Below are 21749 nucleotides of genomic sequence, written 5' to 3' on the forward strand. Positions count from 1 at the left end.
CTTGTGATTGATCGCTATGCGTTTAGACCGTTTTCTGAGCAACCGCCCCCAGTTCAACCGCCAGCAAGTACGCTTGCTCCTGATAGAGAAGCGTATCCAGGTTGATGGGCAGGTTATCTGCGATCCACGTCACGAAATTCGGGCATTCAGCCAGGTTGAGTTCGACGGGCAAATCTTGCAGGCAGGCAAACCGGCGCGTTACTTCATGCTGCACAAGCCACCCGGTTGTGTAAGCGCCACCCAGGATGCGGAACATCCTACGGTGATCGACTTGCTGGATGAGCCGGACAAACACGACCTGCATATCGCAGGTCGGCTGGACTTCAACACCAGCGGGTTGATGCTGATTACCAATGACGGCCAATGGTCGCGTCATGTCACTCAGCCCGAGACCAAGATGCCCAAGGTGTATTACGTCGAGACCGAGCAGGAAATTACCGACGCGTATATCAGCAAATTTCGTGAGGGCGTCTATTTCGCTTTTGAAGACCTGACCACGCAGCCCGCCGGGCTTGAACTGCTTGGCCCTTGCAGTGCCCGCCTGAGCATCGTTGAGGGCCGTTATCATCAGGTCAAACGCATGTTTGGCTTCTTCAACAACAAGGTCGTGCGCCTGCACCGCGAAAGCATCGGCCCCTTGGTGCTCGACAGCCTGCTGGCCCCCGGCGAGTACCGGGCGCTGAGCGAGCAGGAAGTTGTGCAATTCCAACCCACTCCAGCAAGTTAGCCGGCAACGCGGCCCACCCCTTTCTGTAACAATCACAGAGCACCATCAGTCAGACCGACGCTCGATTCACTGGAGTCTGACGCCATGATGAAGCCCGAAATTGCCGTGCTCGACATTCAAGGCCAATACCGTATCCACACCGAGCTTTATTGTTGCGATACGGCGCTAAACACCATCATCCTGGTGAATGGTTCGATGGCCACCACTGCGTCCTTTGGCCAGACCCTGAAAAACCTCCACCCGCATTTAAACGTTGTTCTCTATGACCAGCCCTACGCGGGCAACTCCAGACCTCATAACCCTCATCAGAAGATGCTGACGAGGGAAATAGAAGCTCAAATTTTGCTGGAGCTGATAGAGCATTTTGACGCGAACTACCTGCTGTCATTTTCATGGGGCGGGACAGCGGCACTTACCGCCCTGGCGTGTGTGCCGCGACGCATCGAAAAGGCCGTGATCAGTTCGTTTTCGCCGCTGATCAACGACGCCATGCGCGATTACCTGGAGCGTGGCCGTCATTGCCTGGCAGCTTGCAACCGCACTCAGGTGGGCAACCTGGTCAACGACACACTGGGCAAGCATTTGCCGCCATTGTTCAAGCGTTTCAACTTCAGGCACGTCAGCAGCCTGGCCGAGCATGAATACGCGCAAATGCACTTTCATATAGACCAGGTCCTGAACAACGATCAGCAAGGCTTTCTCAGTGCCACGCAGGGTATCGATATACCGGTGCTGTTTATCAATGGCCAATGGGACGAATACACCGTGGCCAGCGACGCCCGGCACTTTGCCCAGCCGATTGCCAACAGCCGGTTCATCAGCCTGGAAAACACCGGGCATTTTCTCGATATGGAAAACAGGAGCGCCAGCCACAGCAGTAAAAACGCCCTGCTCGAGTTTTTAAAGCCAACCCGACCTCACCCACCCTCACTGTCGTTGTGAGGGTGCCCGAGGCAATCAGCAGAACGAAAAAGCTGCTAAAACAACACATTTCAAGAATAAAACTTCTCATCGCTGCCATCTTCTGGTACAAAGTCAGCCGCTCTGAGCGGGTGTCGTATAATGGTATTACTCCAGCTTCCCAAGCTGATCACGCGGGTTCGATTCCCGCCACCCGCTCCACTTCTTCCTGGCTTTCAATCCACTTGAAAGCTTCGCTACACAGCAAAATCCTGCAACTGCATTGCCATCCAAGCCCTACCCCACCCTTTTTCATCCCCGATGACATTGTCCGCACTGCATCCCCCCTGCCCGTTATTTCAAACGATCGCTTGCAACAACCCGGGCAGCGCATGCATCAGCGCACTGATGGCAAAACCGATAAACATCACCCCGCACAGCCGGGTAATCAGTAACTCATGGCGCTGATAGAGCGCCCTGACATGGCCGGCGCCAACAACACCCACCAGAATCATGTAGGCCAGCGCCCCACCCACAAAGCTCAACGCAATCAACCAGGGCAACATGGCCCAGGTCAGTAACTCTGCGCGGCTGGACAACAGCGCAGTGAACGTCGCCACTGCCACCGGATACGCTTTGGGGTTGGTCAATCCGAAGAAAATCCCGTGGGCAAACGGCTGTCGCGCCGGGCCTTGTTGAGCACTGCTGCTGCCCTGGGCGCGAACGGCACGCAGGCCCAGCCAGAAAAGGTACAAGCCGCTGATCAAGCCCAGCACGTTGAAGGCAGTGCTGCCAAATTCACGTGCGCCGACGATGGCAATCAACGCCGTGCTGCACCAGATCACATCGCCGAGCAAATGCCCGCACAGAAAACCGGCGCCGGCACGTCGCCCACGGGCAGCGCCAATGCCGAAAACAGCCAGCACGCCCGGGCCCGGCGTGATCCCATAGATAAAGCCTGAGGCCAGAACGGCCAATAACAACGAAGGTGTCATGCAAAACGCTCCAGATAATCATGCCTCACGTTCGTCCGCTGCCGTGAAGTGGCTCGATTTTGCACGTTATCAACGCTTAAGTAACCGCGTGCAGGGCGAAATTCAGTGGCGCCGCCCCAAAATATTCACCACCAGCCGGTCAACCCAGCCCCAGATGCGCTGCTTCACCCGTCGCCAGAGGGGGCGTGATTGCCAGTCTTGCAGGCTGACGGGCTGACTTTGGGCGAAGTCGGCGATAAAGCTGGCCGCCACCGCCTGGGTAAGCGCCGGATCCAGCGCCTCAAGGTTGGCTTCAAGGTTGAAACGCAGGTTCCAGTGGTCGAAATTGCATGAGCCAACGCTGACCCAATCGTCGATCAGGACCATTTTCAAATGCAGAAAACAGGGCTGATATTCCAGTATCTGCACTCCGGACTTGAGCAGCCGCGGGTAATAACGGTGCCCGGCGTAGCGCACCGAAGGGTGGTCGGTGCGCGGCCCGGTGAGCAGCAGCCGCACATCGACACCCCGCGCCGCCGCACGGCGCAGCGAACGGCGCACGCTCCAGGTCGGCAGAAAGTAAGGCGTGGCCAGCCAGATACGCTGCTTGGCGCTGTTGATCGCGCGCACCAGCGATTGCAGGATATCGCGATGTTGATGGGCATCGGCGTAGGCCACGCGCCCCATACCCTCAGCCTCGTCGGGCACACCGGGCAAGCGCGCCAGGCCGAAGTGGGTCGCCGGTTTCCAGGCCTTGCGGCTGATATTGGCCCGCCACTGGCGATCAAACAGCATCTGCCAGTCCAGCACCAGCGGACCTTGCATCTGCACCATCACCTCATGCCAGTCGCAGCTGTTTTCAGTGGGGCGCCAGAACTCATCTGTGACGCCGGTGCCACCCACCACAGCCAATTGCTGATCCACCAACAACAGCTTGCGATGATCGCGATACAGATTGTTGAGGCCACGGCGCCAGCTCAGCGGGTTGTAATGCCGCAGCTCAACCCCGGCTTCGATCAGCCTGCGGCGCAACGCCGGGCCCAATCCCAGACTTCCGTAGGCGTCAAACAGGCAACGCACCCGCACCTCGCGCCAGGCCGCCTGTTCCAGGGCTTGGACGATGGTTTCGGCACAGTCACCGGCCTCAACCAGATACAACTCCAGATCGATCTGCTCCTGAGCCTGTTCAATGACGGCCAGCATGCGCGGGAAAAACTGCGGCCCGTCGATCAGCAACTCAAAACTATTGTCACTGCGCCAGCCAAACACTGCGCCGGCCATCTTAACGGGCCGTGAAAATCAGCACCGCATTCACCGGTACTGAAAAGCTGATGGCCGAAAGCCCGGCCAGTTTGCGCAAGGTTTCAAGCTCCGGTTGCAGGCCAAAATCTTCGGCTTGCAGCATCAGCGGCTCCAGGGTCACGACCTGAAAGCGTCGTTCATCCAGACGGGTGGCCAATAGCTCGGCCTGATAGGTGTGCTGTTTGCCGCGCAAGCTGACCGTTACCGGCAAGCGCAATTCCAGTTGCGCACCGGAGGCCAGGTCATTGATCGGTTGCAGGTCGATCTGCGCGCTGATCTGCGCTTCCGGGAAGTGCTTGAAATCAAACAACACGTCACGCATGCGCTCATCACGCAGTGGCACTGAGCTGTTGACCGAGTCCATCTCGATACGCAATTGCGCCAGGCCTTTGCGGTCAACCTTGCCATGCAGGACCAGAAAGCGGTGCACATCGGCGATATTGGCATTTTGCGTGGTAATAAATGACAGCCGTGACGACTCACCGTCCAGGTACCAGTTGGCCTGGGCAGACAGGCTCACACCCAGGGTCAGCAACAAGGCACAGGCAGAAGATAACAGCGCTTTAAGCATAAAAACTCATCAACCAATAAACGTGGGTGAACATTAAACCCGGCGAGCGGTTTTGGCAGGACTTTTTTCACCCTCTTGAGACGCCAGGCGCTACCGACAGTTCCTCCCGCCCCCCCTGTCACACAAGCATCATCCAAACGTCACAGTGGTGACATTGCACCTGCTTAGCCTGAAGTTGCACACCTCAGTCGATTGGCAGATACCCAGAGCGGGCACAGTGCCTGCACGGAGATTCGCAATGTCCCAGATCGCCCGTATCCGCGACACCGCTCCAGAACGTCGCTTGCAGGCTGAGCGCTTGCTCGGCCCCGCGGCATTGCGCGAGGCTCAGACCCTGCGTTTTCGTGTGTTCAGCGACGAGTTGAAGGCCAAACTCAAAAGCGCCGAACACGGGCTGGACGAGGACGGCTATGACGCTTATTGCGAACATATCGGGGTACGCGATCTCAATAGCGGCCAGTTGGTTGCCACCACCCGCCTGCTGGATCACAGCGCGGCACAACGTATCGGCCATTTTTACAGCGAAGAAGAGTTCAACCTTCACGGGTTGGCCAACCTGCAGGGGCCGCTGCTTGAAATCGGGCGCACCTGCGTCGACCCGGCCTACCGCAATGGTGGCACCATCGCCGTGCTGTGGGGTGAACTGGCCGAAGTCCTTAACCAGGGCAATTATCGCTACCTGATGGGCTGCGCCAGCATCCCGATGCAGGATGGTGGCATTCAGGCCCGGGCGATCATGCAGCGTCTGCGCGAGCGTTACTTGTGTACGGAGCATCTACGCGCCGAGCCGAAAAATCCGCTGCCGGCGCAGGAAGTGCCCAGCAACGTCATCACGGAAATGCCGCCGCTGCTCAAGGCCTATATGCGCCTGGGCGCGAGGATTTGCGGCGAGCCCTGCTGGGATGAAGACTTTCAGGTGGCCGACGTCTTCATCCTGCTCAAGCGTGATGAACTGTGCCCGCGCTATGCGCGTCACTTCAAGGCGGCCGTGTGATGCGCCGCTTGCGCCGGTATGCCCGGGTGGCACGGGTGCTCGGGGTGGTCAGTCTGGGGCTGGGCATGGCGGGAATGTTCGGGCTGCTGGAGCGCCTGGGCCTGAACAGCACAATGGATCGCCGCCAGCGCTGGTCGCAGTTTTTTATGACACGCCTGAGCAGCGCCCTGCCCTTTCGCGTCACCGTGGTCGGGGAAATCCCGGCAACGCCGATGCTGTGGGTGAGCAATCACGTGTCCTGGACCGATATTGCATTGCTGGGGCAACTGACCCCGCTGTCATTTCTGTCCAAAGCCGAGGTGCGTGGCTGGCCGGTGGCCGGGTGGTTGGCGGCCAAGGCAGGCAGTTTGTTTATCCGCCGTGGTGCGGGAGACATCCAGGTGATTCGTGAGCAAATGACCCGTCACCTGCAACAGCCGCTACCCCTGCTGATGTTTCCCGAAGGCACCACCACGGATGGGTGCTCGGTGCGTACCTTTCATGGGCGGTTGCTGTCGGCGGCCATTGACAGCCGGGTACCACTGCAACCTGTAGCCATCCGCTATTTGCGCAATGGCGAGGTCGATGCGATAGCGCCGTTTATTGGCAATGACGATTTGCTCTCACATCTGCTGCGACTGTTTAGCCATGAGCAGAGCGACGTTGAGATTCATCTGCTGGAGCCCATTGCCAGCCAGGCACAAGAGCGGGCCGTGCTGGCGTTCAGAGCGCAGGAAGCGATCCGGCGGGTGGTGTCAGCACCGGTGACGCAAACAGATCCGCTGCCGGAGAGAGTGGGGGCGATGATTTGAGCCGGGAGCCATGTAAGGGGATGTTGTGGGAGCGGGCTTGCTCGCGATGCAGGCGACACGGTGCGACGATAAAGTCGCGTTGCAACAGTAAAGGTACGTTGCACATTAACTGGCCCACCGCGTACATATCCGGCATGTGCGTCTAACTGAAATATTGGTTTCGCCCTTACGGCGAGTCCCTTTTTGAAGGACCAAAAAGGAACCAAAAAGTCCTCGCCCCATCGTACGGCCTTCGCTGCGCTCAGGTTCCCTCGCTCCGGCTCTGCTCCGTGGGCCCGCCGCCACGGGCCATCCATGGCCCATCGCGGCTCTCCCGGCATCCATGCCGGTCGACCCACTCCTCAGAACCTCCTCTCGGCCTCCCGGGAGGGCAGGCAGATCAAAAGCACTACGCCGAGGCGGCCGACCGGCCGGCCTGTTTGGTTCACATTTACTGCGCAATCCCCTGTCGTCACTGCCGAAGGAACAAGGCTGCGATTTTTAACGCGAATATCGGTTATGTACTCAATGCATCAGTTATAAAAACGCTATCAAGCAGGCCTCAACCGCCAGCCCAACACATCAAGCAGGTCACAACCATCACGCAGCAATTGCGCCGAAACAGTAGCCATATGCCTAAGATCTACAGAGTCAGCCTCTTGCACTTCCCGACTGGAAAACGATTCCATCAGTTGGGTGACGGCCAGTACGCGAGCGGCGGCGTTGGCATGAAGTACGTCGAGGGGCGCGTTGCGGTCGATCAATAAAGCAGGGATGGTGCAATCGATGGCAGTAAGAGGGATGAACTGGGAATGAGTCATGGATAAACCTCAGATGCTATATGTTTTAGCCAGCCGTTTTCGTCGCCAAACAAAAACAAGTGGCCGCTGTACGCGGGTTGGCGAACCGGTCATTCCCAGAACCCGGCAGACCCGAAGATCTCCCACGCACAGCTGCCATAAAGCACAGCGCGTATAAATACACGCTCTGTCTTATATAGCAATTGCACATATTTCTGAAAATGTTCCAAGTCGCCAAACCCGGCCGCCTTATCGGCGAACACCGACTATAAGCGTCGTCCCCTCGCCCCAGCAATTGGCAAACCTGTGAGAAAAATCCCGAAAAAACGTGAGCTTGTAGTTTCTGTAGTCGCTGCCGAGGAACACTGCAACTGTGGGAGCGAGCCTGCTCGCGAAGGTCGTTCGCGAGCAGGCTCGCTCCCACATTAGGGCTTGACCTGCAACAGAGTATCTACAGAGATTGCGCAGTACACGCGAACCAAACAGGCCGGCCGGTCGGCCGCCTCGGTGCGCAGTGCTTTTGATCTGCCCGCCCCTTCGGGAGGCCGAGAGGAGGTTCTGAGGAGTGGGTCGACCGGCATGGATGCCGGGAGAGCCGCGATGGGCCATGGATGGCCCGTGGCGGCGGGCCCACGGAGCAGGACCGGAGCGAGGGAACCTGAGCGCAGCGAAGGCCGTACGCCGGGGCAAGCCTTTTTGGTTACTTTTTCGGCGTCTGGAAAAAGTGACTCGCTGTAAGAGCGAAACCAATATCTCGGTTAGACACGAATGCCGGATATGTACTCAACGCTCCAGTTAAACAAACAAGATCAAACAGGCCGCAACCGCCAGCCGAGTACATCCATCAGATCGCACCCGTCACGCAGCAATTGCGCCGAAACAATAGCCAGATGTTTGAGATCAACGGAATCAGCCTCTTGCACTTCCCGACTGGAAAACGATTCCATCAGTTGGGTGACGGCCAGTACGCGAGCGGCGGCGTTGGCATGAAGTACGTCGAGGGGCGCGTTGCGGTCGATCAATAAAGCAGGGATGGTGCAATCGATGGCGGTAAGCGGGACAAACGATGAGTCGGTCATTAATCAAACTCCTAAATGTCGAATTTGAGCCGACCGTTTTCGTCGCCAAACAAAAGCAGGTGGCTGCTGTACGCGGGTTGGCGAACCGGTAACATTTAGGAAAACCCGGCAGACCCGAAGATCTCCCACGCACAGCTGCCATAGAGCAACGCGAGCAAAATACACGCTCTGCCATATAGAACAATCGCATGCTAACTAAATGTTAAGCAGGTCGCCAAACCCGGCCGCCTTATCGGCGAACACCGACTATAAGCGTCGTCCCCTCGCCCCAGCAATTGGCAAACCTGTGAGAAAAATCCCGAAAAAACGTGAGCTTGTAGTTTCTGTAGCCGCTGCCGAGGAACACTGCAACTGTGGGAGCGAGCCTGCTCGCGAAGGTCGTTCGCGAGCAGGCTCGCTCCCACAAATAGGGCTTGACCTGCAACAGAGTATCTACAGAGATTGCGCAGTACACGCGAACCGAACAGGCCGGCCGGTCGGCCGCCTCGGGACGCAGTGCTTTTGATCTGCCCGCCCCTTCGGGAGGCCGAGAGGAGGTTCTGAGGAGTGGGTCGACCGGCATGGATGCCGGGAGAGCCGCGATGGGCCAAGGATGGCCCGTGGCGGCGGGCCCACGGAGCAGAGCCGGAGCGAGGGAACCTGAGCGCAGCGAAGGCCGTACGCCGGGGCAAGCCTTTTTGGTTACTTTTTCGGCGTCTGGAAAAAGTGACTCGCTGTAAGAGCGAAACCAATATCTCGGTTAGACACGAATGCCGGATATGTACTCAACGTTCCAGTGAAACAAACAAGATCAAACAGCCGTAAACCCTGAAAACCTGGTGTAACTGACACAACCCATTGCCTGATTTTGCGACGACTTCGTCGGAGTGCCGCATCACGCCGAACGCAGCCTTCGTTCCTCGGCAGCTGCTACAGGAACACTGCAACTGTGGGAGCGAGCCTGCTCGCGAAGGTCGTTCGCGAGCAGGCTCGCTCCCACAAATAGGGCTTGACCTGCAACAGAGTATCTACAGAGATTGCGCAGTACACGCGAACGGAACAGGCCGGCCGGTCGGCCGCCTCGGGGCGTTGTGCACTTGATCTGCCCGCCCCTTCGGGAGGCCGAGAGGAGGTTATGGGGAGTGGGTCGACCGGCATGGATGCCGGGAGAGCCGCGATGGGCCATGGATGGCCCGTGGCGGCGGGCCCACGGAGCAGGACCGGAGCGAGGGAACCTGAGCGCAGCGAAGGCCGTACGCCGGGGCAAGCCTTTTTGGTTACTTTTTCGGCGTCTGGAAAAAGTGACTCGCTGTAAGAGCGAAACCAATATCTCGGTTAGACACGAATGCCGGATATGTACTCAACACACCAGTCAAACAAGATCAAACAGCCGTAAACCCTGAGAACCTGGTGTAACTGACACAACCCATTGCCTGATTTTGCGACGACTTCGCCCCTCGTCAGCGGCTACGGACATCCCTTCCGGTAACAACCCGCCGCAAATACCTGCAACTGCGGATAAAACGCCCGAAAATCCTCGCTCAGAGGTTCATACAACGCCTTCAAGTCCTGCATCGCCCCGGCCAGTTCCTCGGGGCGCGACAAGCGCCGGGCTATACCATTGAACACCTGCTCCAGCACGGCAAAATCCCGATACGAACCCAACCAGTCATGGGCCGCCATGTGCGGCGCAATCGTGGCAAGCCGCCGTGGCAGCTGTTGTTCGGCCACCAGCACCCGGTAAAAATCCGAGGTAAAACGCTCCAGCGGCCCTTCAGCATACTGCCCCCAGTCCCGCGCCAGGCAATGGTCAAAAAACACGTCCAGCACAATGCCCGCATACCGCCGGCGAGTATGGGCAAATCGCGACAACGACTGATCAACCAGGGGGTGGTTGTCAGTAAAGACATCAATGCTGCGGTGCAGCGCTATACCGTGTTCAATGTCCGCGCTGTATTGGCCATGCAGCCGCCCTTTGACAAAATCGCCATAAAGACTGCCCAGCATTTCTTCCGGGCGCTGACCGCCAAGGTGCAGATGTGCGAGATAATTCATGGGCGCAGTTTAGCACTGCCACACCAATATCGTTATAACCCGATATATCGATTTGAGCTGATCTAAGATCGAAATCATATTTGTATATCGCGATATAACGATTTAAAGTTCGCCTCATCGCGATATAACGTTGTACCCAATGAGCACTGCAACCATGACGATCGACCTCGACGAAATAATAAAAGCCCTGGCACACCCAGTACGCCGAGAAATTCTCAACGCTCTGAAAAACCCTGATGCCTCGTTCCCTGACCAGGTCCACTCCACCGAACATGGTGTGTGTGCCGGGCAGTTTGATCAGCTCTGCGGCCTTTCGCAGTCCACGGTTTCTGCCCATCTCGCAACGCTGCAGCGAGCGGGCCTGATTACCAGCCAAAAACACGGTCAGTGGCACTTTTTCAAACGTAATGAGGAAACCATCAAGGTCTTCCTCGAAAAAATCAGCCAAGAGCTTTAAAAGGACTTCCATGCCCCTCTCGCTACTCATTCTGGCGCTCAGCGCTTTCGCCATCGGGACCACCGAGTTTGTGATCATGGGCTTGCTGCCTGATGTCGCAACCGACCTTGGTGTATCCATTCCCGGTGCCGGCTGGCTGGTAACCGGCTACGCGCTGGGCGTGGCCATCGGTGCGCCGTTTATGGCGCTGGCCACGGCCAGGTTGCCGCGCAAGGCCGCCCTGGTAGCGTTGATGGTGATATTCATCATCGGCAACCTGCTCTGTGCCCTGGCCAGTGATTACAACGTGCTGATGTTTGCCCGTGTTGTCACTGCCCTGTGCCACGGCGCGTTCTTCGGTATTGGTTCGGTCGTGGCCGCAGGCCTGGTACCTGCCAACAAGCGCGCGTCTGCCGTGGCCCTGATGTTTACCGGCCTGACCCTGGCCAACGTGCTCGGCGTTCCCCTGGGCACTGCTCTGGGCCAGGCAGCTGGATGGCGCTCGACGTTTTTTGCCGTCACCGTGATCGGTGTCGTGGCATTGATCGGCCTGATCCGCTTTCTGCCAGCCAAGCGTGACGAGGAAAAACTCGACATGCGTGCCGAACTGGCCGCGCTCAAAGGCGCAGGCATCTGGCTGTCGCTGAGCATGACTGCGCTGTTTTCCGCGTCGATGTTCACCCTGTTCACTTATGTCGCGCCCCTGCTCGGTGATGTCACCGGCGTTTCGCCAAGCGGCGTGACCTGGACTCTGCTGCTGATCGGCCTTGGCCTGACGGTGGGCAATATCATCGGTGGCAAGCTGGCGGACAAACGCCTGGCCGCAACGCTGATCGGTGTGTTTATCGCGATGGCGGTGATGTCCACCGTACTGACCTGGACCAGCGTCGCGGTGATCCCGACTGAAATCACCCTGTTTTTGTGGGCTGCGGCTTCATTCGCTGCCGTACCGGCGCTGCAAATCAATGTCGTGACCTTCGGCAAGGCTGCCCCGAACCTGGTTTCAACCCTGAATATCGGCGCATTCAACGTCGGCAATGCACTCGGCGCCTGGGTTGGCGGCAGTGTCATCGCCCACGGCTTCGGCCTCACCAGCGTTCCACTGGCCGCTGCCGCACTGGCAATACTGGCACTGCTGGTGACGCTGATCACTTTCCGCCAGGGCGGCAATTCCGAACTGGCTACTGCTACTAACTGATCCTTGAGAGGGCTGCATAAATGACGACGATTTTCGATCCGATCAAGTTGGGCGACCTCGAACTGCCCAACCGCATCATCATGGCTCCGCTGACCCGCTGCCGCGCCAGCGAAGGTCGGGTACCTAATGCCCTGATGGCTGAATACTACGTTCAACGCGCCTCTGCCGGCCTGATCCTGAGCGAGGCCACATCGGTCACGCCTATGGGCGTCGGCTACCCTGACACTCCGGGCATCTGGGCCGACGACCAGGTACGCGGCTGGACCAACATCACCCGGGCCGTACACGCCGCCGGTGGCCGGATTGCGCTGCAGTTGTGGCATGTAGGCCGCATCTCGCATCCGATGTACCTGAACGGTGAAACGCCGGTTGCACCCAGCGCCATTGCGGCCAAGGGCCATGTTAGCCTGGTGCGCCCGAAGGTTGATTTCCCGACGCCTCGCGCGCTGGAAACTGCCGAGATCGCCGATATTGTCGAGGCCTACCGCACAGGCGCAGAAAACGCCAAGGCTGCCGGTTTTGATGGCGTCGAGATCCATGGTGCAAATGGCTACCTGCTCGACCAGTTCCTGCAAAGCAGCACCAACAAACGTACCGACCAGTACGGCGGCGGCATAGAGAACCGTGCGCGCCTGTTGCTGGAAGTTACCGACGCCGCCATTGAAGTCTGGGGTGCCGGCCGGGTTGGCGTGCATTTGTCGCCACGGGCCGACCTGCACGACATGGGCGATGAAAACCTGGCCGAAACCTTTGGTTATGTCGCCCGCGAACTGGGCAAACGCGGTATTGCCTACATCTGTGCGCGCGAGCATGAAGCTGCCGACAGCCTGGGCCCGCAACTCAAGCAAGCCTTCGGTGGCCCGTACATCGTCAATGAGAGCTTCACCAAAGACAGTGCCAATGCCTGGCTGGCAGCAGGCAAGGCCGATGCCGTCGCATTCGGCGTGCCGTTTATCGCCAACCCTGATCTGCCCGCACGCTTGAAGGCCGATGCGCCGCTCAATGAGGCGCACCCGGAAACCTTCTACGTCAATGGCGCAGTGGGCTATATCGACTATCCAGTACTCTGAGTACTGAGCCTGGCACGGCCAGGTGACTGCACCACGCAAAACGCCCGAGACCAATGGCCTTGGGCGTTTTGCTATAACCGTTTAAACATCACCGCCCGGACCTTTTTTGCGGGCAAAAAAAAGGGGCGGTTTGACCCGCCCACATTTTTTCCCTAGTCCCTTTTGTTCCTTCTCATCATCCTGATGAATCGCTTCCCGCGATGTCCGTCTGCGTTCTTCCTTGAGCGCCGTATCGATCCGTCGATACAGTTCAAATACTAGAGTTTTATAGGATTGCTGCAAGCGCGGATGTTATGAGTATTTATTACACAAACTGCCCAACTAAAAATATAAATACGTTATATTTCAATGACTTATGAGTTAAGCACTGTTACACAAAGGCGTTTGCCCTTTATTGCCAAGCCCTTGGCTTACGTAAAAAGTAAGTAAAGGCTTACAGCAAGCCACAGGCAATAACCTATCTCGTCCGTGACATTCCATTTCAAAGCCGATTAAATAAACAATTAGTTCAAGTTTGTATAACAACAAGGTCCATATTGTTGTCAAATTCGCACTACCGGGCATCACTCAAAACAAACACCCACAAAAAACCCCGATTAGTTCGGGGTTTTTTGTCAGCCGTTCGCGGATTACTGGAACAGCGACTCGCTCGACAGGCCGTTGCGTTCAAGAATTTCTCGCAAGCGCTTGAGCCCTTCAACCTGGATCTGGCGCACACGCTCACGGGTCAGGCCAATTTCCAGCCCTACATCCTCAAGAGTGCTGCTCTCATGGCCACGCAGCCCGAAACGGCGAATCACCACTTCACGCTGCTTGTCTGTGAGCTCGGACAACCACTGATCGATACTTTGCGACAAGTCATCGTCCTGAAGCAGCTCACAAGGGTCTGTGGGCCTGTCATCCGTCAGGGTATCAAGCAGGGTTTTGTCAGAGTCCGGCCCCAAAGACACGTCTACCGAAGACACGCGTTCATTAAGCCCAAGCATGCGCTTGACCTCGGCGACCGGTTTTTCGAGCAGATTGGCGATTTCTTCAGGAGAGGGTTCGTGATCGAGCTTTTGCGTGAGTTCGCGCGCGGCTCGCAGGTAGACGTTCAGCTCTTTTACAACGTGGATCGGCAAACGGATGGTGCGGGTCTGGTTCATGATCGCCCGTTCAATCGTTTGGCGGATCCACCAGGTGGCGTAGGTCGAGAAGCGAAACCCTCGTTCGGGATCGAATTTCTCGACAGCCCGGATCAGGCCCAGGTTGCCTTCTTCGATCAGGTCAAGCAATGACAAACCACGGTTGACGTAACGTCGGGCAATTTTCACCACCAGCCGCAGGTTGCTTTCTATCATTCGCTTGCGCCCGGCCGGGTCGCCGCTTTGCGACAAACGCGCAAAATGGACTTCTTCTGCCGGAGAGAGTAACGGGGAAAAGCCGATTTCATTGAGGTACAACTGGGTCGCATCAAGGGCCCGCGTGTAGTCAATGTACTTGTGCTGTTTTGTAGCAGCTGCTTTTTTGGACTTGGTTCTAGCTGTAGGGGGCGAATCGTCTTCTTCTGACATCAAGTCGCTATCGATGCTGGAGTCCATAAGGAGCACCTCATCGTCGATGTCAAACCCCGGCGCTTCTTTGTTGAGAGCCATTGCAATAGTCCTTTGTTGAGTTCGACCTCAAGCTCAAGCCTCGCCTTAATCCCTGGCAACGCTGGAGCCTGTTCCTTATCCACATCAGGAACAGGCTGGTAACCGATCAACGGCGAGGAAGGAATTGCAATGGATCTACAGGTTTACCTTGGCGGCGAATCTCAAAGTGAAGTTTCACCCGGTCTGTACCAGTTGACCCCATTTCGGCAATTGTCTGTCCGACCTTGACCTGCTGCCCCTCCCGAACCAAAAGCCTGCGGTTGTGACCGTAGGCACTGACGTAGGTATCACTGTGTTTGATGATGATCAGTTCGCCGTAGCCCCTCAATCCACTGCCAGCGTATACAACCGAACCATCAGACGCAGCTAAAACAGGCTGTCCCAAATCGCCGGCGATATCAATACCTTTATTCAAACTACCGTTTGAAGAGAATTTTCCGATCAAAATGCCATTTGAGGGCCATCCCCACCCCTTGGGAGCAGGGCCTGCCGGCATCGGGGCAACCGCTGCGGGGGCACTTGCAGCCGTGGCGGAACGCTTGATAACCGTGGTTTTGCTGCCCGAAGAGGATGACACAACGGTGGTGGTCGAGCCGCCTGCAGGCTGGGTGCCTGAGCGCCCGTCAAAGCGGATGACCTGGCCCGGGACGATGGTGAACGGGGCGGCAATATTGTTGCGTGCAGCCAGGGCCTTCCAGTCCCACCCATAACGAAAGGCAATCGAGAACAAAGTGTCGCCGCGACGCACCGCGTATTGCCCGGTGGTCACGGCCGGGCGCTGGGCCACGCCGTTACGGTCAACGACATTCACGCCATTTTTGGGGGTGCTGGAGCACGCTGCCAACAAAGCCAGTGTGGTACTCAGAAATAGACCAACCACCAGTCTCTGAAAGCTTTTGCTGCTCTTACGCTGCGCAATGACTGTGAGACTCACCCGCCGCTCCCTTTGAAGATGGCTAAATAGTAAAACGCCAGTACTGGCCATGGTTTGCAGCAAGTATAACTGGCTATAGGGCTTTTACAGACTGTAAAGCCGATTGATAAACACAGCGTATAAAACATACACACATACCGGGCAGAGCCCGGGTGATGGGCTTTATGACCCGTACCCTGCCCCAAAATTCACCCGATACGTACAAAGACTCAGGCCAGCGGCCCGTTGAGCAGCGGCACAAAGCGTACATTACCGATCACCCGCCGGGCGAAACCGTGCTCTTCGCGCACGATCAACATCAACTGCTGCATCTCGCCGGCACCCACCGGGATCACCAGGCGCCCGCCAGGGGCCAGTTGGTCGAGCAGTGCCTGCGGCACATCAGTGGCTACAGCGGTGACGATAATGCCGTTGTAAGGCGCCAGCGCAGGCCAGCCCTCCCACCCATCGCCCCAGCGGAACACCACATTGCGCAGGTTGAGCTCAAGCAATCGCTCCTTGGCCCGGTCCTGCAGCACCTTGATGCGCTCGACCGAAAAAATCCGCTCGACCAGCTGCGACAGCACGGCGGTCTGGTACCCCGAACCGGTGCCGATCTCCATGACCTTGTCCAGCGGCCCGTCCTCAAGCAACAGCTCGCTCATGCGCGCCACCATGTAAGGCTGGGAGATGGTCTGGTTATTGCCGATCGGCAGCGCCGTATCTTCGTACGCCCTGTGCGCCAGGGCTTCATCCACAAACAGATGACGTGGCGTGCGGCGAATGACCTCGAGCACGTTCTGGTTAACGATGCCCTCTTCACGCAGGCGCTGAATCAGCCGCTCACGGGTGCGCTCAGAGGTCATGCCAATGCCGCGGTGCATCATGCCATCCTGCTCGCGCGCCATCAGCCCATGCCCTCCAGCCAGTCATTGAGGCTGTTGAAACCATCACCAAAGGTGCGATCCAGTTGCAGCGGCGTGATCGATACATAACCCTGCATCACGGCATGGAAGTCCGTGCCCGGGCCACCGTCTTCGACATCGCCTGCCGCAGCAATCCAGTAACCTGCCTTGCCGCGCGGATCAACCACCCGTACCGGTGCAGCAGCACGGGCACGATGGCCGAGACGGGTGAGTTGAATGCCACGAATCTTCGCCAACGGCAGGTTGGGAATGTTCACATTGAGGACCGTACGCGGCGGCAAGTTCAGCGATGCGTGGGCTTCAAGCAGCTTGCGGGCAAAAAACGCCGCCGTCGGCAGGTTGTCCACCTGGCGGGAGACCAACGAAAAGGCAAAAGAAGGACGATCCAGGAAGCGGCCCTCGAGTGCCGCCGCCACAGTGCCCGAGTACAACACGTCATCACCCAGGTTGGCACCCAGGTTGATGCCCGACACCACCATGTCCGGCTGCTGCTCGAGCAAGCCGTGAATAGCCAGGTGCACGCAATCGGTAGGTGTACCGTTGATGCTGATAAAGCCATTGGCCAGGGTATGAGGATGCAGGGGACGGTCCAGCGTCAGCGAACTGCTGGCGCCACTTTTGTCCTGCTCGGGGGCAACTACCACGCACTCGGCGTAGTCGGCCAGCGCACCATAAAGCGCGGCCAGGCCCGGAGCTGTTACCCCGTCATCGTTTGAAATCAGAATACGCATAAGGTGCCCGCTTGATCCAACGTCACCAGATCAACAAGCTCGCGCACCAGAACAGTGGCGAAGCATCCTGGCGGCAGAACAAATTCCAGTTGCAGAATGTCAGGCTGAGGATAATGCCACGTCAACCGGCCAATGGGCAGTCGCAGGATGCGTCGCTCATGGCTCATGCCGGCGCGTACCAGCCAGTCACGCAAGTCGGCTTCACGCTCTGCAATTGACTGCTCCAGCGCGTGGGTGGCGCCAGTGGTCGGTGATTCGCCCTCGCCCCACTGCGGGCCGGTGGGGTGCAGATCGAGAATGGCCAGGCGCGGGTCGCTGCATTCAGCCTCGCCCGCCGGGAAAAAGCTGCGGCTGTCGGTAAAAGCCAGTAAATCGCCAACCTGCGCCCGTTGCCAGCTGCCATCGGCCACCCGTGCGGCCAGCACCTGATTGAACAGATAGCTGCGCGCGGTGGACAGCAGCCGCGAACGAACGTTGCGCTGCTCAGGCAAGGCCTTGCGCGCCGCATAATCACGGGCTTCGCCCAGATTGCCGCCCTGCCAGCCAAAGCGCTGGCTACCGAAATAGTTCGGTACACCCTGCTTGGCGATCAGTTGCAGGCGTTGCTCCAGCGCGTCCTTGTCAGCGTTCAGTTGCGTCAGGCGCAAGGTGAAACCATTGGCCGCATGGGCTCCACGCTGCAATTTGCGCTTGTGTCGCGAGGTCTTGAGAATCTTCAGCGTGTCGTTTTCGGCGCCCGACAGATCAGGGTCTGCCTTGCCCGGCAGTTGCACGCTGAACCACTGGCGGGTCAATGCCTGGCGGTCCTTGAGGCCTGCATAGCTGACGGTGCGCAGTGGCACGCCTGCAGCCTTGGCAAGGCGCCGGGCCGCCTCCTCGGTATTCAGGCCGCGCTTCTCGACCCACAACCACAGGTGTTCACCATCTCCGGACAGCGGTATATCAAGCACTTCGTCGACTTGAAAATCTTCAGCCGTGGCCTTGAGCACAGCCGTGCCCAATGCCTCGCCATAAGCGAGCGGGCCCAGCAGATCGAACTCGTTCATGAGCGAACCAACAAGGCAATGGAATGCACTGCGATGCCTTCTTCACGCCCAACGAAGCCGAGCTTCTCGGTGGTCGTGGCCTTTACGTTTACCTGGTCCAAATCAACCTCTAGATCCGCGGCAATCAGCGCACGCATCGTTTCAATATGCGGCGCCATTTTTGGCGCCTGGGCAATGATGGTGTTGTCGACATTGCCGACTTTCCAGCCCTTGGCATGGATCAGACCGACGACATGACGCAACAGAACGCGACTGTCAGCGCCCTTGAAGGTCGGATCGGTGTCCGGGAAATGCTTGCCGATATCGCCAAGCGCTGCAGCGCCCAGCAAGGCGTCGCTCAGGGCGTGTAACAGCACATCGCCATCAGAGTGGGCCAACAGCCCGAATTTATGGGAGATCCGCACGCCGCCCAACGTAATGAAATCGCCTTCAGCGAAACAGTGCACATCATAGCCGTGGCCAATACGCATAAAAAAACGCCCCGATTAAGTCAGGGCGTGATTCTACCTACTATTAAGCACTTAGTGCGCTTGCGTGGTGACGCAAGTGGTCGTCAATAAAGCTGGCGATGAAGAAATAGCTATGGTCGTAGCCCGGTTGCAAACGCAAGGTCAGCGGGTAATCGGCTAGCCTGGCGGCCTGTTGCAGCACTTCAGGCTTGAGCTGAACAGCCAGGAAGTCATCGCGATCTCCCTGATCGACCAGCAACGGCAGCCTTTCACTGGCCTCGCCAATCAGCACACTGGCATCCCACTCACGCCAGCGCGCCCGCTCTTCTCCCAGGTAATGGGAGAATGCCTTTTGCCCCCACGGGCAATCCATCGGATTGCTGATGGGCGCAAACGCCGACACCGACTGGTAACGCCCCGGATTACGCAACGCGCAAACCAACGCCCCGTGCCCACCCATCGAATGTCCGCTGATGCCACGCTTTTGCGAAGCCGGGAAATGCGCTTCGACCAGAGCCGGCAATTCCTGCACCACATAATCGTGCATCTGATAGTGCTGGGCCCACGGCTGCTGAGTGGCATTCAGATAGAACCCTGCACCCAGGCCGAAATCCCACGCCCCCTGCGGGTCATCGGGCACGCCTTCGCCACGGGGGCTGGTGTCCGGTGCGACGATGATAAGGCCCAATTCGGCAGCCATCTTCATAGCCCCGGCCTTGTGCATGAAGTTTTCGTCGGTACAGGTCAAACCCGACAACCAATACACTACAGGCAGCTTTGCGCCCTGCTCCGCCTGCGGCGGCAAGTACACGGCAAACACCATGTCGCAGCCCAGCACTTCGGACCGGTGCTTGTAACGCTTGTGCCAACCGCCAAAGCTCTTCTGGCAGGAAATGTTCTCAAGAGACATGGGCAACTCCAGACCACAAGACAAACACCCCCCTGTGGGAGCAAGCCCGCTCCCACAGGTGTTTTATGGCGTTCGACTTGCCGCAGTTATTTAGAAATGGATGACAGTGCGGATGCTTTTGCCTTCATGCATCAGGTCAAAAGCCTTATTGATATCTTCCAGGCCCATGGTGTGGGTGATGAAAGTATCCAGCGGGATCTCGCCGCTTTGTGCCATATCCACATAGCTCGGCAATTCGCTGCGGCCGCGCACGCCACCAAATGCCGAACCGCGCCAGACGCGACCGGTCACCAGCTGGAACGGACGGGTGGAAATTTCCTGCCCCGCACCTGCCACGCCAATAATCACCGACTCGCCCCATCCCTTGTGGCAGCACTCCAGTGCCGCACGCATCAACTGCACATTGCCGATGCACTCAAAGGAAAAATCGACACCGCCATCGGTCATGTCGACTATCACTTCCTGAATCGGGCGATCGAAGTCTTTCGGGTTCACGCAATCAGTAGCACCCAGCTGTCGGGCGATTTCAAACTTGGCCGGGTTGATATCAATGGCAATGATCCGCGCCGCCTTCGCTTTCACCGCACCGATTACCGCAGACAGGCCAATACCGCCCAGACCGAAGATGGCCACGGTGTCGCCCGGCTTGACCTTGGCCGTGTTCAGCACCGCGCCGATCCCGGTCGTCACGCCGCAACCCAGTAGACACACTTTCTCCAGAGGAGCGTCCTTCTGAATTTTTGCGACCGAAATCTCAGGGAGCACGGTGTATTCGGAAAAGGTCGAAGTGCCCATGTAGTGGAAAATCGGCTGACCTTTGTAGGAGAAGCGCGTAGTGCCATCAGGCATCAAGCCCTTGCCCTGGGTGGCACGAATGGCCTGACACAGGTTGGTCTTGCCCGACAGGCAGAATTTGCACTTGCCACATTCAGGGGTGTACAGCGGGATGACATGATCGCCGACCGCAACCGAGGTCACGCCTTCGCCGATGGCTTCAACGATGGCACCGCCTTCATGGCCCAGGATCGACGGGAAGATGCCTTCCGGGTCTGCGCCCGACAAGGTGTAGGCATCGGTATGGCAAACACCCGAGGCCACAACCCGCAGCAGCACTTCGCCAGCCTTGGGCATGGCAACGTCTACTTCCACGATTTCCAGCGGCTTTTTGGCTTCGAACGCAACGGCGGCACGTGACTTGATCATCGATCGTCTCCAGCAAAGTAAAAACAAGACGCAGAGTGTAAATCAGCGCCAGGTGATTAATAATCCAGGCAAAAGCAAAACATTATTGCTATGCAGGGATAATCAACCATGAATGAGAACCGCTGGGAAGGTATAGACGAATTTGTCGCTGTGGCCGAATGCGGCCAATTCACGGCGGCGGCCGAACGTCTTGGCGTCTCTTCATCCCATATCAGCCGCCAGGTAGCGCGACTTGAAGAGCGATTGCAGACCCGCCTGTTTTATCGCAGTACCCGCAAGGTGACGCTGACCGAAGCCGGGCAGACTTTTTTGCAGCATTGCCAGCGCCTGCAAGACGGACGTGAAGAAGCACTGCGTGCCATCGGTGATCTGGCCAGCGAGCCCAAGGGCATGTTGCGCATGACCTGTGCCGTGGCCTATGGCGAACGCTTTATCGTGCCGCTGGTTACGCGCTTTATGGGGCTGTACCCGCAATTGCGGGTGGACATCGAACTGAGCAACCGGCCATTGGACCTGGTGCATGAAAGCCTGGATCTGGCGATCCGCCTGGGGCGCTTGCAGGATTCAAGACTGGTAGCCACGCGCCTGGCTCCCAGGCGCATGTATATGTGCGCCTCGCCCTCCTACCTGGAACGTTACGGGCGCCCCCATAGCCTGTCGGAATTGAGCCGGCACAATTGTCTGATTGGCAGTTCAGATCTATGGCAATTGCAGCAGGACGGCCGCGAATTTTCGCAACGGGTGCAAGGGAACTGGCGATGCAACAGTGGGCAGGCTGTACTGGATGCTGCGTTACAGGGTGTAGGGATTTGTCAGTTGCCGGACTATTACGTGCTGGAGCACTTGAAGACCGGGACGCTGGTGTCGTTGCTCGACACCCACCAGCCCCCCAACACCGCAGTATGGGCGCTGTACCCGCAACAGCGGCACTTGTCGCCCAAGGTCAGAAAGCTGGTTGATTACTTGAAGGAGGGGTTGGCCAAGCGGGAGGAATACCAGGAGAGGGAGCAGTAGTTGTTAACAGTGGGAGCGGGCTTGCTCGTGATGCAGACGACTCGGTCTGTCAGGCAAACTCAGCTGAT

22 protein-coding genes and 1 tRNA gene are annotated in these 21749 nt (G+C 57.9%); 9 read left to right on the forward strand and 14 right to left on the reverse strand.

All coding sequences use genetic code 11. The annotated features are described in order from the left end of the window. Positions 1 to 16 precede the first annotated feature (16 nt). The 3 genes from V6L81_RS21025 (at position 17) to V6L81_RS21035 (ending at position 1849) form a co-directional block, all read left to right on the forward strand. On the forward strand, positions 17 to 727 hold the full coding sequence (locus V6L81_RS21025) for a pseudouridine synthase (RefSeq protein WP_317757147.1): 711 nt from the start codon (positions 17 to 19) through the stop codon (positions 725 to 727). Between the two features lie 87 nt (positions 728 to 814). Continuing rightward, entirely contained in the window at positions 815 to 1669 is an 855-nt protein-coding gene (locus V6L81_RS21030; protein WP_338660702.1) for an alpha/beta hydrolase, read from the forward strand. Positions 1670 to 1775: 106 nt separating this feature from the next. Next, positions 1776 to 1849: transfer RNA gene (locus V6L81_RS21035), tRNA-Gly, on the forward strand. 137 nt (positions 1850 to 1986) lie between these two features. Here V6L81_RS21035 and V6L81_RS21040 read toward each other — a convergent pair. From V6L81_RS21040 to V6L81_RS21050, 3 genes are all read right to left on the reverse strand, one after another. After that, entirely contained in the window at positions 1987 to 2622 is a 636-nt protein-coding gene (locus V6L81_RS21040) for a LysE family translocator (protein WP_095001341.1), read from the reverse strand. 102 nt (positions 2623 to 2724) lie between these two features. After that, the gene (locus tag V6L81_RS21045; protein WP_095001340.1) at positions 2725 to 3882 is read right to left on the reverse strand and encodes a phosphatidylserine/phosphatidylglycerophosphate/cardiolipin synthase family protein; all 1158 of its coding nucleotides are present in this window, start codon (positions 3880 to 3882) and stop codon (positions 2725 to 2727) included. Position 3883: 1 nt separating this feature from the next. Then, positions 3884 to 4474 (reverse strand): YceI family protein, encoded by a 591-nt coding sequence (locus tag V6L81_RS21050; protein ID WP_095001339.1) that lies wholly within the window; start codon positions 4472 to 4474, stop codon positions 3884 to 3886. A gap of 238 nt (positions 4475 to 4712) precedes the next feature. On the opposite strand from V6L81_RS21050, the gene olsB reads away from it, so the two are divergent. Next, on the forward strand, positions 4713 to 5468 hold the full coding sequence (olsB, locus tag V6L81_RS21055) for an L-ornithine N(alpha)-acyltransferase (protein ID WP_095001338.1): 756 nt from the start codon (positions 4713 to 4715) through the stop codon (positions 5466 to 5468). After that, on the forward strand, positions 5468 to 6259 hold the full coding sequence (locus tag V6L81_RS21060; protein WP_338660309.1) for a lysophospholipid acyltransferase family protein: 792 nt from the start codon (positions 5468 to 5470) through the stop codon (positions 6257 to 6259). Before olsB ends, V6L81_RS21060 begins: the two co-directional genes overlap by 1 nt. 530 nt (positions 6260 to 6789) lie before the next feature. On the opposite strand, the gene V6L81_RS21065 is transcribed toward V6L81_RS21060, so the two are convergent. The 3 genes from V6L81_RS21065 to V6L81_RS21075 all read right to left on the reverse strand — a co-directional run bounded on the left by V6L81_RS21065 (position 6790) and on the right by V6L81_RS21075 (position 10151). Continuing rightward, positions 6790 to 7059, reverse strand: a complete 270-nt coding sequence (locus tag V6L81_RS21065; RefSeq protein WP_338660310.1) for a short-chain dehydrogenase — start codon at positions 7057 to 7059, stop codon at positions 6790 to 6792. 788 nt (positions 7060 to 7847) lie between these two features. After that, complete coding sequence (locus V6L81_RS21070) at positions 7848 to 8117, reverse strand: short-chain dehydrogenase (protein ID WP_338660311.1); 270 nt, start codon at positions 8115 to 8117, stop codon at positions 7848 to 7850. Positions 8118 to 9563: 1446 nt separating this feature from the next. Next, complete coding sequence (locus tag V6L81_RS21075; protein WP_095020574.1) at positions 9564 to 10151, reverse strand: ACP phosphodiesterase; 588 nt, start codon at positions 10149 to 10151, stop codon at positions 9564 to 9566. 154 nt (positions 10152 to 10305) lie between these two features. Here V6L81_RS21075 and V6L81_RS21080 point away from each other — a divergent pair, with 154 nt between their 5' ends. Genes V6L81_RS21080 through V6L81_RS21090 form a run of 3 tightly spaced genes read left to right on the forward strand, consistent with a single transcriptional unit; the run spans position 10306 to position 12855 of the window. Then, on the forward strand, positions 10306 to 10608 hold the full coding sequence (locus tag V6L81_RS21080) for a helix-turn-helix transcriptional regulator (RefSeq protein ID WP_095001333.1): 303 nt from the start codon (positions 10306 to 10308) through the stop codon (positions 10606 to 10608). A gap of 10 nt (positions 10609 to 10618) precedes the next feature. Beyond that, positions 10619 to 11785, forward strand: a complete 1167-nt coding sequence (locus V6L81_RS21085) for an MFS transporter (protein ID WP_095001332.1) — start codon at positions 10619 to 10621, stop codon at positions 11783 to 11785. A 20-nt stretch (positions 11786 to 11805) separates the two neighbouring features. Further along, entirely contained in the window at positions 11806 to 12855 is a 1050-nt protein-coding gene (locus V6L81_RS21090; protein ID WP_338660312.1) for an alkene reductase, read from the forward strand. A 629-nt stretch (positions 12856 to 13484) separates the two neighbouring features. Here V6L81_RS21090 and rpoS read toward each other — a convergent pair. From rpoS to V6L81_RS21130, 8 genes are all read right to left on the reverse strand, one after another. Continuing rightward, entirely contained in the window at positions 13485 to 14489 is a 1005-nt protein-coding gene (gene rpoS, locus V6L81_RS21095) for an RNA polymerase sigma factor RpoS (protein WP_095001330.1), read from the reverse strand. Positions 14490 to 14595: 106 nt separating this feature from the next. Further along, positions 14596 to 15423 (reverse strand): peptidoglycan DD-metalloendopeptidase family protein, encoded by an 828-nt coding sequence (locus tag V6L81_RS21100; RefSeq protein WP_095001329.1) that lies wholly within the window; start codon positions 15421 to 15423, stop codon positions 14596 to 14598. Between the two features lie 209 nt (positions 15424 to 15632). Further along, entirely contained in the window at positions 15633 to 16268 is a 636-nt protein-coding gene (locus V6L81_RS21105; RefSeq protein ID WP_169916772.1) for a protein-L-isoaspartate(D-aspartate) O-methyltransferase, read from the reverse strand. Positions 16269 to 16309: 41 nt separating this feature from the next. Continuing rightward, the gene (gene surE / locus V6L81_RS21110; RefSeq protein ID WP_095001327.1) at positions 16310 to 17059 is read right to left on the reverse strand and encodes a 5'/3'-nucleotidase SurE; all 750 of its coding nucleotides are present in this window, start codon (positions 17057 to 17059) and stop codon (positions 16310 to 16312) included. After that, positions 17047 to 18105: a tRNA pseudouridine(13) synthase TruD gene (gene truD, locus V6L81_RS21115; protein WP_338660313.1), complete on the reverse strand. Its 1059-nt coding sequence runs from the start codon at positions 18103 to 18105 to the stop codon at positions 17047 to 17049. Before truD ends, surE begins: the two co-directional genes overlap by 13 nt. Then, entirely contained in the window at positions 18102 to 18575 is a 474-nt protein-coding gene (ispF, locus tag V6L81_RS21120; RefSeq protein ID WP_095001325.1) for a 2-C-methyl-D-erythritol 2,4-cyclodiphosphate synthase, read from the reverse strand. The genes truD and ispF overlap by 4 nt, the downstream gene beginning before the upstream one ends. Positions 18576 to 18618: 43 nt before the next feature. Next, positions 18619 to 19470 (reverse strand): S-formylglutathione hydrolase, encoded by an 852-nt coding sequence (gene fghA / locus V6L81_RS21125; RefSeq protein WP_170943723.1) that lies wholly within the window; start codon positions 19468 to 19470, stop codon positions 18619 to 18621. A gap of 84 nt (positions 19471 to 19554) precedes the next feature. Further along, complete coding sequence (locus V6L81_RS21130) at positions 19555 to 20667, reverse strand: S-(hydroxymethyl)glutathione dehydrogenase/class III alcohol dehydrogenase (protein WP_016782003.1); 1113 nt, start codon at positions 20665 to 20667, stop codon at positions 19555 to 19557. 108 nt (positions 20668 to 20775) lie between these two features. On the opposite strand from V6L81_RS21130, the gene V6L81_RS21135 reads away from it, so the two are divergent. Next, positions 20776 to 21681 (forward strand): LysR substrate-binding domain-containing protein, encoded by a 906-nt coding sequence (locus V6L81_RS21135; RefSeq protein ID WP_095038748.1) that lies wholly within the window; start codon positions 20776 to 20778, stop codon positions 21679 to 21681. The last annotated feature ends 68 nt before the right edge of the window (positions 21682 to 21749 follow it).

The organism is Pseudomonas bubulae (assembly GCF_037023725.1).
In the GTDB taxonomy this organism is placed as follows: Bacteria; Pseudomonadota; Gammaproteobacteria; order Pseudomonadales; family Pseudomonadaceae; genus Aquipseudomonas; species Aquipseudomonas bubulae.